This is a genomic window from Providencia sp. PROV114 (assembly GCF_032704305.1).
GTDB classification, from domain to species: domain Bacteria; phylum Pseudomonadota; class Gammaproteobacteria; order Enterobacterales; family Enterobacteriaceae; genus Providencia; species Providencia rettgeri.
This window is the reverse complement of sequence record NZ_CP120528.1, coordinates 3754831-3772227: the sequence shown is the minus strand read 5'-3', so window position 1 is coordinate 3772227 and position 17397 is coordinate 3754831. Positions and strand designations below refer to the sequence as shown.

Below are 17397 nucleotides of genomic sequence, written 5' to 3'. Positions count from 1 at the left end.
GTCATGCATGGGGAGGAAAAAATGAAAGCAGCGGTATTGTATGCGCCTAATGAACTTAGAGTGGCAGACGTTAAATATCCACAAGTTGGTAAAGGCGATGTGGTTATTAAAGTCAAGGCAGCCGCGATTTGTGGAACTGACGGACGGATTATTTCCGGTAAAAAAACCAAAGGCGTGCGTTACCCTTCTGTAATAGGGCATGAATTTTCAGGGGAAATTGTCGAAGTCGGTGAAAATGTGACTGACCTAAACGTCGGGGACGCAATCGCTGTTGACCCTGTCGTGCCATGCCGTTCTTGTGTTTATTGTCGTATCGGTAAAGAAAATGTCTGTTTAAACCGCCAAGCAATCGGTTATGAATTTGATGGCGCTTTTGCGGAATATGTTCGAATACCAGAGGTTGCTTTGTCATCGGGTAATGTCTTTAAGATACCGAAAGGGATGTCTTTTGAAGCCGCAGCATTAGCTGAGCCGTTAGCTTGCTGTATCAATGGACAAAAAAATGTGGGTATTGAGCTTGGTGATACGGTGGTCATTATTGGTGCGGGGCCTATCGGGTTAATGCATGTGCAACTTGCGCGTTTCTCAGGTGCGACAAATATTGTTGTTAGTGAACTCAATGAACAACGCCAACAGGCTGCGTTAAATTGCGGTGCCACACGTGTCGTCAATAGCCAGCAAGAAAACTTACTGGATGTAGTAAAAGGCTTGACGGAAGGGGTGGGCGCAGATGTGGTGATTATTGCTATTGGCATTCCTGGATTAGTTAATCCCGCATTGGAACTCGCTAGAAAAGGAGGACGAGTTAACTTGTTTGCCGGCTTTTCAAAGGATGATATGGCGCAAATTGATGTCAATATTATTCACTACAACGAGCTTATTCTTACAGGAGCCAGTGCGTTAAGTCGAGAAGGCTACCAGCAAGCCTTGACACTGATTTCTTCGGGCTTAATTGATATCGAGAAATTAGTGACTCACCGATTTGCTTTAGATGAGATCAACGAGGCCATGGCAACCGCTCAAAAAGGTGACGCGATTAAAATTATTATACATAACAATTAAAAGCAGGCGTTGGAGGCAGCATGATGGACAGTGTCTATTTGGGAATTGATGCAGGTAGCAGTAGCGTGAAAGTTTGTGCATTTAATTTCCATGGAGAATTATTGGCAAAGGCTTCACGTGATACCAATATTATTTCCAAATCTCCCAAAAATCATGAAATTGACTTAAATGACTTTTGGAAAAAGACCGCAGATGCAGTTAAAGAAGTGACTTCTCAAGTAAAGAATATCGTATCTGTGAGTTTTTCTGTTGCTTGCCCAACGCTGGTTTTATTGGATAAACATCATAAGCCTGTTGCAAATGGGATTACTTATCTTGATGGGCGTTCCGAAGGTTTCATACAGCAAACACTCGGGGAAAATATAACGCATGTTCGGGCACTTTCTTGTAATAGTCCAAGTCCGTCTGCATGTTGGGTGGGAACGTTAGGATGGCTACAAGAACAACAGCCGGAATTAATGCAAAAAGTTCATAAGGTCGTTCTACTTAATAGCTTTTTATCTTTAAAGTTAGGAAGTCAAAAAGCCGCCATTGACCCGACCCAAGCCGCGTATTCTGGCGCAGTCGTTTTGTCTAAAGCACCTAAGTGGTCAAAAGAACTATTAAGGTATTGGAAGTTTAATCACGATATTTTACCGCCAATTTACCAGTGCACTTCTGTGGTTGGTAAGGTGAGTAAAGAAGCCGCTCAAGAAACGGGGTTGAAAGAAAATACGCCAATTATTTTAGGGTCGGCAGATACTGCTGCTGCTGCATTTGCCGTTGGGTTACTTGACCCTGAAACAGCTTTTGAATCAACAGGAACATCAGGAGTCATTACGTTTTGCTTAGAAGAGCCGAACTTTGATCCTCGTTTTATGAACCGATATCACATCGTTCCCAATCAATGGTTGGCCCATGGAGCGATGTCGACAACTGGGGGGACATTCAGTTGGCTAAACCAGGCGGTTTGGCCGGAAGTTAATGACCATGAACAGTTGGAGATATTTTCAAAATCATCAGTACCTGGTGCTAATGGCTTAATTTATCTGCCTTATTTAGCTGGAGAACGTAGTCCTATTTGGGATGTTAATGCATCGGGGGCATGGATAGGCTTACGGCTAAATCATACTCGCGATGATATGGTCAGGGCGGCATTTGAAGGTACAGCATATGGTTTAAAACAGATTTTGAATATTGCTAATGAAAAATGGGGAGTGATATTAGATGAATTACTCAGCGTAGGGGGAGGATCACGTAATACGTTATGGACTCAAATTAAAGCGGATATTCTTCAGGTTGAATATAATATTGCCCAAACAGCAGATGCAGCGGCTTTTGGCGCGGCAATGGTTGGTGCGACAGGAGCCGGTTTTTTCTGTGGCATTAATGACCCTGATTTACCGATTATAAAAACAGAAGATATCACATTCACACCAAATCAAGATAAAAAAACACAAGATACTTATAACAAGCAGTTTAATATTTACAATGGGCTGTATCCTTTATTAAAAGAAACAATGCATAGCTTGTCGAGTAAATAAAATTAGTTGAAGTAAGTTTAAATTAAATAACGTTCCTAAATGTTAATTTTAATGAATTAGCAGGGATCGTTTCATTCTTAAAAAAGCAGGTAATAAAACGTGTATTAAATAATAAACTGCTCTGGAGCGAAAATAATGATAAATTCAAATCCGATTAGGCCAAAGACGAATTATCGTTGGGTGGTATTAGCCCTGATTTTTATCGTCTATGCTGTAAATTATGCAGACAGAAGTAATATTGGTGCGGTTCTACCTTTTATTACTGATGAGTTTAAATTAACTAATTTAGAAGCGGGCTCTCTCGCGAGTATGTTTTTCCTCGGTTATGCTTTATGTCAAATACCCGCAGGCTTTTGGATGGCGAAACGTGGGATAAGAGGTATGGTGTCATTATCCATTCTCGGTTTTTCTGCCATGACTTGGTTTATTGGCTTAGCCCAATCTGCCTTTGCAATTAAGTGGTTGCGTCTTGGCCTAGGTATGGCCGAAGCACCAACTCCTGTCGGGCTAACGTCGACAATTAATAACTGGTTTCCAGCAAAAGAAAAAGCAACCGCCACTGGCGTTTATATTGCTTCAACGATGTTTGCTCCGATTATTGTTCCACCATTAGTTGTTTGGATTGCATTAACTTATGGATGGCGTTGGGTCTTTATTCTGTTCGCTATTCCCGGTATTTTTCTTGCAATTATTTGGTATTTATTTGTTAGAACAAAACCAGAGGAAAGTCGTTTTGTTTCGCAAAGTGAATTAGATTATATTCGTGCCGATAATTCAGAAATTGCAGAAAAGAAAATAGAAGGCAATATTGTTCTGAGTCCTAAATTTAATACGCTAGATAAATTTATTCGTGTTAAATCAGTCACTCCATTAAGTTCAGCTTCCCAAATATTTAAATCTAAAAATATTTGGTGTAATACTATTTCTTATTTCATGATGGTCAGTATTTTATATGGAATATTAACCTGGATACCTTCTTATCTGGTAAATGAAAAAGGCTTTTCATTTATGAAAATGGGCTTTGTTGCATCAATGCCATTTGTTGGTGGGTTTATCGGCTCGATTTTTGGTGGCTGGATCTCTGATAAAGTTTTTGGTCGTCGTCGCAAACCCACCATGCTTTTTACCGCAGTAGCGACGATTGCGATGATGTTAGTGATGTTGAATGTACCCGAAAGCACGAGCGCAGTTGCACTTGCCCTTTTCTCGGTTGGTTTGTTCTTGAATATTGGCTGGCCTGCATTTACTGCTTATCCAATGGGAGTCGCTGATAATAATAACTATCCAATTGCGATATCTGTTGTAAATAGTGGAGGAAACTTAGGTGGCTTCGTTTCACCTATGATGGCAGGGTTATTGTTAGATATGACCGGTAAGTTTGATGCTGTTTTCTCTTACTTTGGTATCTGTGCGGTGATTGGCTTAATTATGATCCTCTTACTCGATGAACCGAAATAATAAAAAGTCGTATCAGGTGGGCGAGTACCCACCTGAATTTTTAACTTATTGATAATAAAAATTTCTAAAGGATTATTTTTATGAAAATAGTCATTGCACCTGACTCATTTAAAGAGAGTTTATCTGCATTGAAAGTCGCAACGGTTATTGAAAACGGGTTCAAAGAGGTTTTTCCGCATGCAACTTATGTTAAGTGCCCTATTGCGGATGGTGGTGAGGGTACAGTTGTCACGATGGTTGAGGCTACCAATGGGGAAATCTATCATCTTGATGTTATTGGTCCTTTAGGTACGAGTGTTCAGGCATTCTATGGTTTATCTCAAAATAAACAGCAAGCATTTATTGAAATGGCTGCGGCAAGTGGGCTAGAGCTAGTCCCTATTGAATTAAGAAATCCATTACTAACGACATCATATGGCACAGGAGAGTTGATAAAGGCCTGCCTAGATACTGGGGTAAAGCAGATTATTATTGGTATAGGTGGAAGTGCAACCAATGATGGCGGAGCAGGAATGTTGCAAGCACTTGGGGCCAAATTATTAGATTCTCATGGGCAACAAATCAAATTAGGAGGGCAAGCACTTGCCGATTTAGCGAGTATTGATGTCAGCACAATGGACCCGAGGATAAAAGCGTGCCAATTTAGTATTGCTTGTGATGTTTCGAACCCATTAATAGGGAGAAATGGCGCATCTGTGATATTTGGCCCTCAAAAGGGGGCGACAAATGAACATGTTGAAATGTTAGACAAAAATTTAGAACATTTTGCAGATATCATTAAGCGAGATTTGCATGTTGAAGTTCATTATATTGCAGGAGCCGGTGCTGCAGGAGGAATGGGAGCAGCCTTACTTGCTTTTCTCAAAGCGGAACTCAAGCCTGGCTTCGATATTATTGCACAAACCTTGAACCTTGAATCACACATGGTAGGAGCAAATTTAGTTATTACAGGTGAAGGGCGGTTAGATAGCCAAAGTTTAAATGGCAAAGTGCCTTTTGGCGTCGCTCAGTTAGCGAGAAAACATAAAATACCCGTTATTGCCATTGTTGGAAGCCTTGGTGATGATCTCAGTCATTTACAACAATATGGTATTGATTCAGCGTTTAGTATTTTGCATAAAATTAGTTCACTAAAAGAAGCTTTAAATAATGCTGAAAGTAATTTATTTAATTGTACTAAAAATATTGCGAATACGCTGAATATTAAAATAGATAATAAAAATTGAAATAATAGTTTTAAAATTTAGCTTTGTTTGCTGTATTTTAAATGAAATTTATTTTTCTTGATTTTTTCAAGGAATATTGAATACTGGAGTTAATTAAATTAAAAATAAACATTATTGAAATTTATGATTGGAAAGTTTATTTCTATTTTACAGCACCAGTAAAAGAGGTTGAAATATGTATGATTATTGTCTTACCTCCAAATTAGCGCAAGAAATTGTTGATAGAACCATGAAAATTATTGATTGTAATATTAATGTTATGGATGAAACTGGATGTATTATAGGAAGTGGAGATAGTAATAGATTGGGTGAATTCCATGAAGGTGCATTACTCGCAATAAAGCAAAAGCGAACAGTTGTTATTGATGACGCCACTGCGAATCATTTACATGGGGTTAAACCAGGTGTTAATTTACCTCTTTATTTGAATAGTAAAATTATTGGTGTAATAGGATTAACCGGAGAGCCAACCCAAATTAAACAATTTGGGGAGCTGGTTTCCATGACGGCAGTAATGATGTTAGAGCAGGCAGAGATTTATAACCATTTGAATTTAAACGATCGTTTTAAAGAAGAAATTATTCTAGCGTATATTGAAAATGGAACCATTCCTGATAACATAACTGAATGGTCTAAAAAGCTTAATATTAATTTTTCTATTCCACGAGTCGCTATTATTATTGAAGTAGATAGCGGACAATTAGGTGTAAATAGTGCATTTAGTGAATTACAAGAAATTAAAAAATTAATAGAGTATAATAATCCTGATAACTTAGTCGCTATTCAATCTTTGACGGAAATTGTCTGCTTAACTCCTGCATTAAATAAGTTCAATCGCTGGGATATTGACACTGCAAAAAAGAAAATTTTAAAATTAGAATCGGATATTCTTAAATTATTTAAATTACAAGTGAAAATATCATTAGGTAATTTCTTTTTAGATCCTGCAGAGGAATCAATTAAAAAATCATATGAGACAGCTAAAATTACCATGCAAGTAGGGAAAGCTAAAAAACCCCAGTTAAAAATTTATTGTTACCAAGATATCATGCTACCGGTATTATTATACGGGTTAAATTTTAAATGGTCTTCAGAAGAACTATTAAAACCATTGAATACATTATTACATGAAGATTCTAATGGTGTATTGATTAAAACATTAACAGTCTGGTTTAAAAATAATTTATTATCTCGTGAAACAGCTAAAGAATTATTTATTCATAGAAATACATTAGATTATCGTTTAAAAAGAATATCTGAGATAACAAAATTAGATCTACTAACGATTGAAAGTAAGGTTCTATTGTATGTTGCTCTACAGCTGAAAAATTAATCCAATAACACTATTGATGATCATCTCTCATGGAGTAAGAGAAGAATATGTTAGCCTTGTTGGCAATCGCCTCAAACTCTGACGCCACGAAGTGGCAGTAAAATTTCTACTTCTTATCTTATATTTTGACTAGTTAGAGACTATCTGCCGACCCACCGATGCTTAGAGCATGATATGGCTTCTTGCCTACTCACATGTACCATCTCAATGAATACCCTATCAAGAAAATAAAGACGTATTGACATCAAACTAAGCTAGCATAGATTGTTCTTAATCTGATTGAGATCAATCTATTTTATATTTGACTCAATAATATCTACTTTCATCATATTTTAGTTCCTTTGTTCTTGAGTAGTACATTAAGTTTTTAGCTACCTACAAATGCGAAAATAAGTATGTCGATAATGTTAAAAATAAAGATGAATTATGTTTTACTTGATTAGTGTTTTTACTTAAATGTAGGGTCTCTATATTTAATTTCACTATTATGTCAGTGATGTAATTATCGATAACAATTTAAGATATCATACTTACTCATTGTGAGTTTTCTAATAAATTATTTTATCTAACTTATCTTAATTAAATGGGTTAATTTCATTATAAAATAATTCAATTGTTATTGAAAATATTTTTTTTGAAATTTTCAGGTCTTAAGATAAGGTTTTTGTATTTATAAATTAATTAAAAATTACCTTTAATTACCTTTTGAAATATTTTGTAATGCCAAGGTTTTTCTCGATCATGCCTTTTTTTAAATTTTCACTTAATTGTTTCTATTTTTATTTTAATTTAAAAAAATGTTTTATGATATTGTTCTTTTTTCGCTGATTTCTATATTTTTATGTATGTTAATTGTTGGCTATATATTTGATATTACTACCATTATTTTTATTTTTTAATTTTCAAGATAAATGTAACAATTAATGAATTAAGAAATATTATGAAATTATTTAATTCTTTTTTTTGGGATATTTCTGATTAATTATCCACCGATAAAAATTTCGTTTTAATAATTTAGGCTTGTTTTAATGTTAGCGTTATTTTCCGAACCATTTTTTTTCACTAATAAGAACCCGTTTTATGAGTATAAAAAACTTTATTAATATTGAATGGGTTTATTTTGTGGTTTTTTATTAAGAAAAAATCAATTTAATTAGGTATGCATCACTTGTTTATCCTGTAATGGTGTATTCAAAATAGAGTATATTGTGGATATTATATATATATCACTAACTTACAGTGAAGGTTGTTAATTAATTGGTGGATTTGACATAATTAAAATGAGATATAATAATGGCAACGCATTGATACATTGTTTAATTGTCTTATTTATTAATGGAGTTTGATAAATAGGAATGGTTATTAGTGTCAATCCTTAATGTTTACTAACCGAATATATTTTAAGAAAAAAATTAAAATAATCAGATTAATAATAACTTGTTATTTTAATTTGTGTTGTCTTTTTATCTAATGGAAATGTATAAAATGAAATTAAATAAACTTGCTTTAGTATTAGGTTTAGGTCTGGCAGTGGTTGCTGGTTCTGCTTCTGCAAACCAAGGTGGCGGCCAAGTCACTTTTAAAGGTTCAATCATTGATGCTCCTTGCTCAATTCCACCAGGTTCTCAAGCATTTGAAGTACCAATGGGTGCTATCGCAACATCTGCATTAAACGGTGGCGGTAAAAGTATTGCTCGCGATTTCAACATCCAATTAGAACAGTGTGATATCACGACTCTGAAAACTGTTCAAACTACATTTACTGGTACGCCAAGTGCTTCTGTAACTGATGGTTTAGCTATCGCTGGTACTGCAAAAAACGCAGGTATCGTGATCACTGATTTCAACGGTACTAAAATTGCTTTAGGTGCTAAATCTCCATCTCAAGCTTTATTCACTGGTGCAAACACACTGCGCTTCCAAGCGTATTTGCAAGGTGATGCTGATGCAACAAATAAACCAGCTGTACCAGGTGAATTTGACGCAATCGCAACATTTGCTCTGAGCTACCAGTAATTGGTACCGCCCGTACAAGGATGTATGGGCACTAATTTTAATGCGTTGAAATTGGTTATTAAGTTGAAATGGAGTCGCTATGAATCACTTTGGCATCATTGTCATGGTGCTTTCAGGAATGATATTTGCCCCGATAGCGAGTGCGCAAAATCAAAATTCTCGGGCACAAAGTCAGTTCAAAGGAACTGTCACTATGGGTGGTTCAATTATTGAGAGCCCTTGTGCAATTGATGCAGATAGCCGAGATCAATCAGTTAACATAACAACTGTACCGGTTAGCCAGATAATTAACGATAGAGAAAGCCCTGCAAGTAATTTCTCTATACGCCTTATCAATTGTGTTCTAACACCGGTAACTCCTGGAACTCCTAATTGGCAAACTTTCAATATTACATTTGATGGCCCGACAGATGGCCGCAGCTTCGATGTTTTCGGGCATGCAAACGGATTGTCAGTAAAAATTTCTGACACAGCTGGAAATGTTGCAATACCTGGTAAGGCAATGCCGGATTTACCCATCAGAGCAGGGGAGACAACTCTGCACTATAAGGTGCAGGTAGTACCTAATAATAAACGCTTAAAACCAGGAAATTATCAGACAACTATCCGTTTTAAAATGGATTATTACTGAGTTATTACTAAGGGACTATTATGGCTCTGCGATTAAAAAGTAAAAATAAAGTATTTAATAACTCAGTAAGTTATTTTTTAACGCCTGTTGCTACCATGGTGTTTATAGCTATTGCTCATATAAATTTAGCTAATGCGAATAATGATAATATTGAGTTTAATACGGATGTTTTAGACCTTCAGGATAAAAGCAATATTTCCTTAAATGAGTTCTCTCGAGCAGGCTATGTCATGCCAGGGAAGTATCCATTTAAAATTAATTTAAATAGTCGCGACTTAGCTGACACTTTTGATATTGAATATATCGCGGATCCTAATGATCCAAGTATGACAGAGCCTTGTTTAACGCCAGATGTTGTCGACCATATCGCTTTGCGTGATGAATGGAAACAGAAGGTTGAGTTTTCTAACAATGGCCAATGTTTAATTCCAGAAACGATTCCTGGAATGACAATAAATGGCTCTTTAGCTAAAGAAACTATCACAATTACGGTACCTCAGGCTTATATTGAGTTTACTTCTGATAACTGGGATCCACCATCTCGTTGGGATGAAGGGGTGCCCGCTCTAATTTTTGACTATAACTTGAATGCTAACGTGACAAGGCCTGCGGATTCAGCCAATACCCAGTCGGTTACTGGTAATGGTACAACAGGTTTTAACCTCGGCGCGTGGCGTTTTAGGGCTGATTGGCAAGCTAGTTATAATCGGACTAATGGGCAGTCAACCGATCGTAAATGGGATTGGAGCCAGTATTATGCTTATCGAGCAATCAAAGAGTTAAATGCAAAGCTAACGATGGGTGAGCAATTTTTACGCTCAGGTTTGTTTGACTCATTCCGTTATATGGGGGTGAGCCTGATCTCAGATGAGAGAATGCTACCACCAAATCTACGTGGTTATGCACCTGAGGTAACAGGTGTTGCAAGAACCAACGCAAAAGTGATTGTAACTCAGCAAGGGCGCGTTATTTATGAAACGCAAGTCGCTCCGGGACCTTTCCGTATTCAAGATTTAAGTGATGCGGTTAGCGGTAAGTTAGATGTACGAGTAGAAGAGCAAGATGGCTCTGTACAAGAGTTTCAAATGAATACCGCCTCTATTCCTTATTTAACACGTCCAGGCTCAGTGCTATTTAAGATAGCGGGTGGTCGACCGAATAATATGGAACATGAAACCGAAGGGCAAGGGTTTGTTACGGGGGAGTTTAGTTGGGGGGTTTCTAACGGTTGGTCATTATTTGGTGGTGGTATAGCAGCGGGTGATTATAACGCGTTATCACTGGGTGTTGGTCGAGATTTACTTGCCTTCGGTGCAATTTCATTCGATATCACCGAGTCACGAGCAAAACTGAAAACAGATAACAAAATCTATACGGGTGCATCGTATCGCTTAAGTTATTCAAAACGTTTTGAAGAATATGATAGCCAAGTAACCTTTGCTGGATACCGATTCTCTGAACGTGACTTTATGAGTATGAACCAATACCTCGATCGTCGTTATAGAGGTGTGGAGTTCGATAATAGTAAAGAGCTATATACGATTACATTTAATAAGTATTTCACGAATGCAGACCTAACCGCGTATCTGAACTATAACCACGAAACCTATTGGAATAAGCCAGCGGCAAAACGTTATAACGTTTCTATTGCGAAATATTTCAATATCGGTCGTTTTAAAAATATCAATTTAAGTTTAACGGCATTCCGCAACAAATTTGATAATAGAAATAATGACGATGGGCTATACATGAACCTCTCTTTGCCATGGGCAGATAGAGCATCAATTAGCTACAACAATATGATAACGAGAGATGGTAACTCACACACTGTCAGCTATTTCGACTCCGTTGATGATAAGACCAACTATCGTGTTGGTACTGGGGTGAGTAGCCGAGGTCGTGGAACTATTGATGGCTTCTATACGCGTTACGCTGATTTAGCAACAGTAACTGCAAGTACCAGCTATATCAATGGTGATACTTCTTCAGCCGCCTTTTCTCTACAAGGTGGTGCAACAGTCACAGGGCATGGTGCCGCACTGCACCGTATTAATACCCCAGGTGGTAGCCGTGTGATGGTGGGTACTGAAGGTGTGAAAAATGTGCCTATTCAAGGTTTCGGGCCGACCACGGAAACCAATATTTTTGGTAAAGCGGTAGTTGCTGATATCAGTGATTATTACCGTACTAATACACATATTGATGTGACTCAATTGCCTGACAATGTGGAAGCTATTCGGACATCTCAGCCAATTACGCTGACCGAAGGGGCGGTTGCTTATCGTGAGTTTGAAGTGTTATCGGGTATTAAAACTATGGTGAGATTGGCATTGGCCGATGGAAGTTATCCGCCATTTGGCGCCACAGTGAGAAATGAAAAAAATAGAGAGCTCGGTATCGTGACTGATAATGGCTCTGTGTATATCTCTGGTGTCAATCCAAATGAAGTTTTAGATGTGCATTGGGATGGAAGCACGCAGTGCAAAATTCAGGTTCCAGAAAATATTACAACGGCTGAATTTAACTCACTGTTATTACCGTGTACAAGCAGCCCCAGTGTTGAACCTGGGTATATGCCAGCAAAAGCCGTTCCTGTTGGGCAGCCAGCACCAGTTTACAAGCCTGCACCGATTAAACAGGGCGTAGCACCCAGTCAGCGTTGGTTATTGAAACCACCGGATATTGCTTACAGCGTAGATTATACCGAGTAACCCAAATTGCTTGATTTTATAACTAGTTGGTACATATGAACATTAAGAAAATTGCATTTTTTACTACAACAATCACGTTATCCGCGGTGCTATGTGGGCAGGCTTTGGCCGCGATTGCCCTCGATAGAACACGCGTCATTTATAATGGGGCTGAAAAGACCATTAGCTTGAATATTAAGAATGAAAACACAGAGTTACCATACCTTGCACAGGGGTGGATTGAAGATGCAAATGGTAACAAAATTGAAAGCCCACTCACAGTTTTACCCCCGGTTCAACGTGTAGAAGCGGGTGAAGGTAGCCAAGTTAAAATTCAAGCTCTTCCTGATATCGCGACATTGCCTCAGGACAGAGAGAGTGTTTATTACTTTAATTTACGTGAAATTCCACCACGTAGTAAAGAAGCGAACGTATTACAAATTGCATTACAGACGCGAATTAAATTGTTTTATCGACCAAAAGCGTTATATGCCACACGCACGGATTTAGAGAATCCATGGCAAGAGAAAATTACGCTAACACGTAAAGGTGATGCCTACGAAGTCACGAATCCAACCCCTTATTTCGTCACCATTGTAGACGCAAGTACAAAAGTGGGCGGAGACACGGTGAAACAGTTTGAGCCTGTCATGATCTCACCAAAAAGTAATGGAATGCTTAAAGGTAGTGCAAGTGCGATGGGGGCAAAACCCGTTCTAACTTATATCAACGATTATGGTGGAAGGCCTAAACTGACGTTTGGTTGCGCTGGTACAACTTGCAAAGTTGAATCTTCGACGGATAGATAACGGGGAATAACGTATGAAAAGGACTCTCCTGTTCAGCACTATCTTATTCGGTTTAGTTCCAGTGTTCACCTTTGGAGCAGACAGTTGGGATATTGATGGATTACATGGAACATTGACAGTCAATGGCATGATGACCGAAGCACCTTGTACGATGGATGTGACTAATTCAATGCGCCAAGAAGTGTCTCTAGGGGAGATTCCTTCTTATTCACTGCGTAAACCTGGTGATAGAGCTGAGCCAGTTTCATTCGAATTAGAATTTAGACATTGCATTCGCACGGAAAGCCGAATGAAAGACACAAGAACGGGAAGATCGCTTTGGGATGCAATGCAACCGGTGATAACTGTCTCTTTTGTTGCCGTATCGGATCAACATTTTCCAGAAATGTTAAGTGTAAAAGGCGTCTCTGGCTTGGCGTTAGAAGTGACAGATGCACAACGAGAAGACATCAGGCTAGGAAGCCGAGGTCGTCCTCAATTTCTCGATGCACCGCAGGGTACTCTTCAATACTTTGTAACGCCAGTGAGAACCCCTGAAAAATTGACTGAAGGAAGTTTCAGCGCCGTAATGGACTTTAAGGTGGATTATGAGTGATTTAAACAAGCAGCGGTACCTGCTGGCATCTTGTCTCGCTGGACTATTTTTTACATCGGTTTCTTATGCAGGATTACCTGATTCACGTATTAGCCCATCGGGAAATACACGGGCAACAGTTACACCCGGTATGATAACTGTACCGATTAAAGGGGTTGTTTTGGCTCCACCGCCTTGCAAAATTAATGGTGGAAATATAATCAAAGTTAATTTTGATGAGATCATGAGTACCCGAATTGACGGTAACGCCTATTCGAAGCCCATAAATTACAATATTAATTGTGAAAAAAGGCCAACATCACAAATGAAAATGACGTTGATTGGTATTCCTGCATCTTTTGATAGTGGGGCAATTGAAACAGATCTTCCGGGTTTAGGGATTGCTTTTCGTTATAACGGAAGCAAGCTTCGATTGAACCAAGAGGTCAAGTTTGTGTACCCAAATGCGCCTCAATTTGAAGCCATACCTGTTCGTGATTTATCCACAACTCTGACAAAGGGTGGGGTTTTTCATGCAGGCGTCACTATCAAACTTGATTATCAGTGAGGGAAAAATAATGCAAAGAATAATGAAAAGACTTCCTCTGATAATGAGTTTGTTAGTTATACCTAGCAGTGCCGTGATGGCAAATGATGTGGAGTTTACTGGAACCTTGCTAATTCCACCGCCTTGCACTGTTTTTGAAGATAAAGTCCACGTTATTGAATACAAAGATATTGGTTTACATAAGATTGATGGTATCAGATTTACGAAACCTATTAATTACGCTTTGAAGTGTGAAGACAATTTAAAAGGTTGGGACTTAATGCTAACTATCAAAGGGACAGCAACAGATTTTGATAAGTCGGCACTGGAAACCAATATTCGAGATCTTGGCATGCGTATTACCCAAAATGGTTTAGGTTTTGAAATCAATAAACCATTGAAAATTACTTATGGGCAACCGCCTGTTTTAGAGGTTGTTCCTGTCAAGCGATTGGGAGTGACGTTGCCTGAAGGGGGCTTTACTGCAACAGGCACATTGCTAGCGGAGTACCAATAATGAACAAAGTAATCCAATGTGCAGTAGCAGGCGCCTTAATTATTAACTTTAATGCTGCTTTTGCTGTGCCTGATAATTTAAGAGTTATCGGTAATTTAGTGGAGGAGCCTTGCACTATTTTACCGGGTGATGAAAACATTCCGATGGATTTTTTTGATACACCGGAGAAAAACTTTTATGCCTATGGTGAAACTCCGCCTAAAGAGTTTGTGATTAAGTTGTCTGACTGTGACACGACAATAGGCAAATTTGTGGAAGTGACTTTTTCAGGGACACCTAATCTTGCACTTCCTGGTTTTTTAGCATTATCAACAAGTAGTGTTGCATCGGGTTTCGCGGTGGGGCTGCAAAATTCAGATAAAACACCACTGGCTATTGAACAGAAAGGCTCGAAGCTAACGCTACAAGATGGCGCTAACCAATTGCGGTTCTATGCCTATTTAAAAGGTGAACCGGATGCTATTGCTGATAAGACAATAAAAGTAGGGCCTTACAGTGCTGTAGCAACATTTAAATTAGATTATGAATAATAAGGCTGTGAACTAATATGAAAGTATTTTTATCGCTATTAATTGGTGCAGTCATGTTTTCGCCTTCTGCATCAGCTTATATTTTTTCCTATATCACTGAATCAAGACCCGGTAATAATCCAAATAACGGAGATGCAGATTATAAATATGTGATTGCTCGTTGGGATCCTGAATCGCCGAGTACGCCTAATCCTTGTTATGGGTGGTCGACATGCTATCTCACCATAAGTCATAAGCATACCGCTGATGGAACACCGGGGGCTGCAACAGTCAATTTGGCCGAAATTTCTAAGTATCGATATATGATAGATGTTCAGAATATCCCCGGGGTTTTGGCAAGAGCGACAGCTCCAGCAACACAGTGGGCTGTTCATACCGGAGTTAGGTTACAGAATAATCAAGAGTGTGTGGGGCTGTTTTACCAAGATCGCACTGGTGTTACAAGCAGAGGAGGTCTACTTCCTGGTTCTCAATGTGGTATAGCTCCGCCACCAATAGGAGCTTGTAAGATCAACAATAACATCCCGGATATTAACTTTGGCCCAATTAGCGAAGCTGATCTCGCTGGCCAATCAAAACAAGTGAACGTTAGTGTGACATGTAACTTAGCGATGGATGTTTTGGTGATTGCCACTGGTGTGAACGTGACAAATGGACGTGTAAATTTACGAGCAGATAATAGCTTATATGCGAATTTGTATTTAGGTGGGAATGATACTCCAGGGGAAAATGGTTACAAAATCCATGTGCCTGCAGGTGGAACAAACTCGGTATCCCTAAAAGCCGTATTAGGTACCAATGGCCGAGTTCAAGCTGGTCAGTTTGAAGGTGCCGCAGCCCTTATTTTAACTGTGCCTTAATAAATGGTGATAATATGTATTCAGAAAATGGCAGCGAAAAAATCCATTATATGGTAGGTCAGAGGATCTTAGAAAAACGTAGAGAACTGGGATATACAGGGTTTCAGTTAGCTCAATTGTTAGGTGTTAGTCAACAGCAAATCTCACGCTATGAAAGAGGTAAAATCAAGATTGATTTGTTTCATTTATTTAAACTTGCATTTTTGATGAAAACGCCAATTGATTGGTTTCTGGAAGATATTAGTTCTCAGCTCAATGAAAATGGGCAATTAGATGACATGTAATCATGCGCATTTAAATGGGAATTAATGGTATATAGGTTGAGATTACGGATTTATATCGTCTGCTGTCATAAAAATAGTTAAGCAAGCAAATACAGTCGCAGGCTCAACCTATTTATTTTAACCAATGAAGTGCAATCAAATCACGTTTTACTCTATTTTCCTGATTTTCTATATCTATCCTCTTTGTTTAAACATTAAAACCTACGTGGTCAATTCATTGAATTGATGTTTTTGTGCGTTAAGACAACTTTTTAGTGAATGCAAATGCAAACTAATATCATTTGCGCTTGTTTGCGTGTAAGATACGCCAAATTGTGAATCACAAAATTTAATCATCAGTACTTTTATCGATGGACGGAGGAAATTAGATGTTTGCAAAATCATTAGTTTCGGGTATTGCTTTGTTATCTGCGTTAGTATTAGCCGGTTGTGATAACGCGAAAGACACGACAGAAACAACACAAGTTGCAGAAAAACAAACTATCACGATAGAACATGCCCAAGGCAAAACTGAAATTCCTCGTCATCCTCAAAAAGTCATTGTGATGAACATGGAAACATTGGACATCATGGATGCACTCGGAGCCCCAGTTGCGGGTGTTCCACAAACCAACGTTCGCTTCCCTGAATTCTTAACGAAATATAGTGGTTCTGAATACGTCAATGGCGGAACATTATTTGAACCCGCTTATGAAACATTAAGTAATGCTAAACCTGACCTGATTTTAGGTGGAAGCCGTGCCCGTGATGCCTATGACAAACTCAGTGGCGTTGCTCCAACTATCTCATTAGACATTGATAACAAAAACTTTATTGGTAGCTTAACTGAGCGTACTAATGAACTTGGTGCATTGTTTGGTAAAGAAGAACAAGCCAAAAAATTGATTGCTGACTTCAATACTAAAATTGAAGGTATCAAAACTAAAGCACCTACCGCGGGTAAAGCGATGGTGATCTTAGTCAGTGGCGGTAAAATTTCCGCATACGGTCCGGGTTCTCGTTTCGGCTTTATCTTTGATGTATTAGGTTTTGAACCTGCTTATGTATTTGAAGAAAACACGGGTCGCCACGGTAACATCGTTAATGCAGAGTTACTGGTGAAATTAAACCCAGATTGGTTATTTGTTATCGACCGTGATAGCGCGATTGGTAAAACAGATGCACAGCCAGCAGCAGAAGTATTAGATAACGCATTAGTGAGAAAAACCGCAGCGTGGGAAAAAGGCCAAATTACTTACCTTGACCCAACTGCCGTATATATTGCAGGTGGTATTCAAACTTACTCTAAGTTAATGGACGATATCAATACAGCATTAGAGAAGAGCCAAGCAAAATAA

16 protein-coding genes are annotated in these 17397 nt (G+C 38.5%); all 16 read left to right on the top strand.

Features of this window, described 5'->3' with window-relative positions; all coding sequences use genetic code 11:
* Positions 1 to 21 precede the first annotated feature (21 nt).
* The 16 genes from P3L37_RS16950 (at position 22) to P3L37_RS16875 (ending at position 17397) form a co-directional block, all read left to right on the top strand.
* A complete protein-coding gene (locus P3L37_RS16950; RefSeq protein ID WP_004907811.1) occupies positions 22 to 1062 on the top strand; it encodes a zinc-dependent dehydrogenase in 1041 nt (346 codons plus the stop codon).
* A gap of 20 nt (positions 1063 to 1082) precedes the next feature.
* The gene (locus tag P3L37_RS16945; protein WP_109912745.1) at positions 1083 to 2585 is read left to right on the top strand and encodes a xylulokinase; all 1503 of its coding nucleotides are present in this window, start codon (positions 1083 to 1085) and stop codon (positions 2583 to 2585) included.
* A gap of 135 nt (positions 2586 to 2720) precedes the next feature.
* Positions 2721 to 4043: an MFS transporter gene (locus P3L37_RS16940; RefSeq protein ID WP_004907815.1), complete on the top strand. Its 1323-nt coding sequence runs from the start codon at positions 2721 to 2723 to the stop codon at positions 4041 to 4043.
* An 80-nt stretch (positions 4044 to 4123) separates the two neighbouring features.
* Entirely contained in the window at positions 4124 to 5269 is a 1146-nt protein-coding gene (locus P3L37_RS16935) for a glycerate kinase (RefSeq protein WP_004907817.1), read from the top strand.
* Positions 5270 to 5444: 175 nt separating this feature from the next.
* Entirely contained in the window at positions 5445 to 6602 is a 1158-nt protein-coding gene (locus P3L37_RS16930) for a sugar diacid recognition domain-containing protein (protein ID WP_109912742.1), read from the top strand.
* Positions 6603 to 8087: 1485 nt separating this feature from the next.
* On the top strand, positions 8088 to 8618 hold the full coding sequence (locus tag P3L37_RS16925; RefSeq protein ID WP_004907820.1) for a fimbrial protein: 531 nt from the start codon (positions 8088 to 8090) through the stop codon (positions 8616 to 8618).
* A 79-nt stretch (positions 8619 to 8697) separates the two neighbouring features.
* Complete coding sequence (locus P3L37_RS16920) at positions 8698 to 9249, top strand: fimbrial protein (RefSeq protein ID WP_109912690.1); 552 nt, start codon at positions 8698 to 8700, stop codon at positions 9247 to 9249.
* A 20-nt stretch (positions 9250 to 9269) separates the two neighbouring features.
* Positions 9270 to 11960, top strand: a complete 2691-nt coding sequence (locus P3L37_RS16915; RefSeq protein ID WP_004907825.1) for an outer membrane usher protein — start codon at positions 9270 to 9272, stop codon at positions 11958 to 11960.
* A 35-nt stretch (positions 11961 to 11995) separates the two neighbouring features.
* A complete protein-coding gene (locus P3L37_RS16910; RefSeq protein WP_109912689.1) occupies positions 11996 to 12748 on the top strand; it encodes a fimbria/pilus periplasmic chaperone in 753 nt (250 codons plus the stop codon).
* 13 nt (positions 12749 to 12761) lie between these two features.
* Positions 12762 to 13343: a fimbrial protein gene (locus tag P3L37_RS16905; protein ID WP_004907828.1), complete on the top strand. Its 582-nt coding sequence runs from the start codon at positions 12762 to 12764 to the stop codon at positions 13341 to 13343.
* Positions 13336 to 13890: a fimbrial protein gene (locus tag P3L37_RS16900; RefSeq protein ID WP_004907830.1), complete on the top strand. Its 555-nt coding sequence runs from the start codon at positions 13336 to 13338 to the stop codon at positions 13888 to 13890. Before P3L37_RS16905 ends, P3L37_RS16900 begins: the two co-directional genes overlap by 8 nt.
* A gap of 10 nt (positions 13891 to 13900) precedes the next feature.
* The gene (locus tag P3L37_RS16895; protein WP_227024197.1) at positions 13901 to 14386 is read left to right on the top strand and encodes a fimbrial protein; all 486 of its coding nucleotides are present in this window, start codon (positions 13901 to 13903) and stop codon (positions 14384 to 14386) included.
* The gene (locus P3L37_RS16890) at positions 14386 to 14916 is read left to right on the top strand and encodes a fimbrial protein (RefSeq protein WP_272667413.1); all 531 of its coding nucleotides are present in this window, start codon (positions 14386 to 14388) and stop codon (positions 14914 to 14916) included. Before P3L37_RS16895 ends, P3L37_RS16890 begins: the two co-directional genes overlap by 1 nt.
* A 17-nt stretch (positions 14917 to 14933) precedes the next feature.
* Positions 14934 to 15776 carry a hypothetical protein gene (locus tag P3L37_RS16885; protein WP_004907835.1) on the top strand — a complete coding sequence of 281 codons (843 nt, stop codon included), beginning with the start codon at positions 14934 to 14936 and terminating at the stop codon, positions 15774 to 15776.
* Between the two features lie 14 nt (positions 15777 to 15790).
* Positions 15791 to 16060, top strand: coding sequence for a helix-turn-helix domain-containing protein (locus P3L37_RS16880; protein ID WP_004907837.1), 270 nt, complete (start codon positions 15791 to 15793; stop codon positions 16058 to 16060).
* A 368-nt stretch (positions 16061 to 16428) separates the two neighbouring features.
* Positions 16429 to 17397 carry a siderophore ABC transporter substrate-binding protein gene (locus tag P3L37_RS16875; RefSeq protein ID WP_004907838.1) on the top strand — a complete coding sequence of 323 codons (969 nt, stop codon included), beginning with the start codon at positions 16429 to 16431 and terminating at the stop codon, positions 17395 to 17397.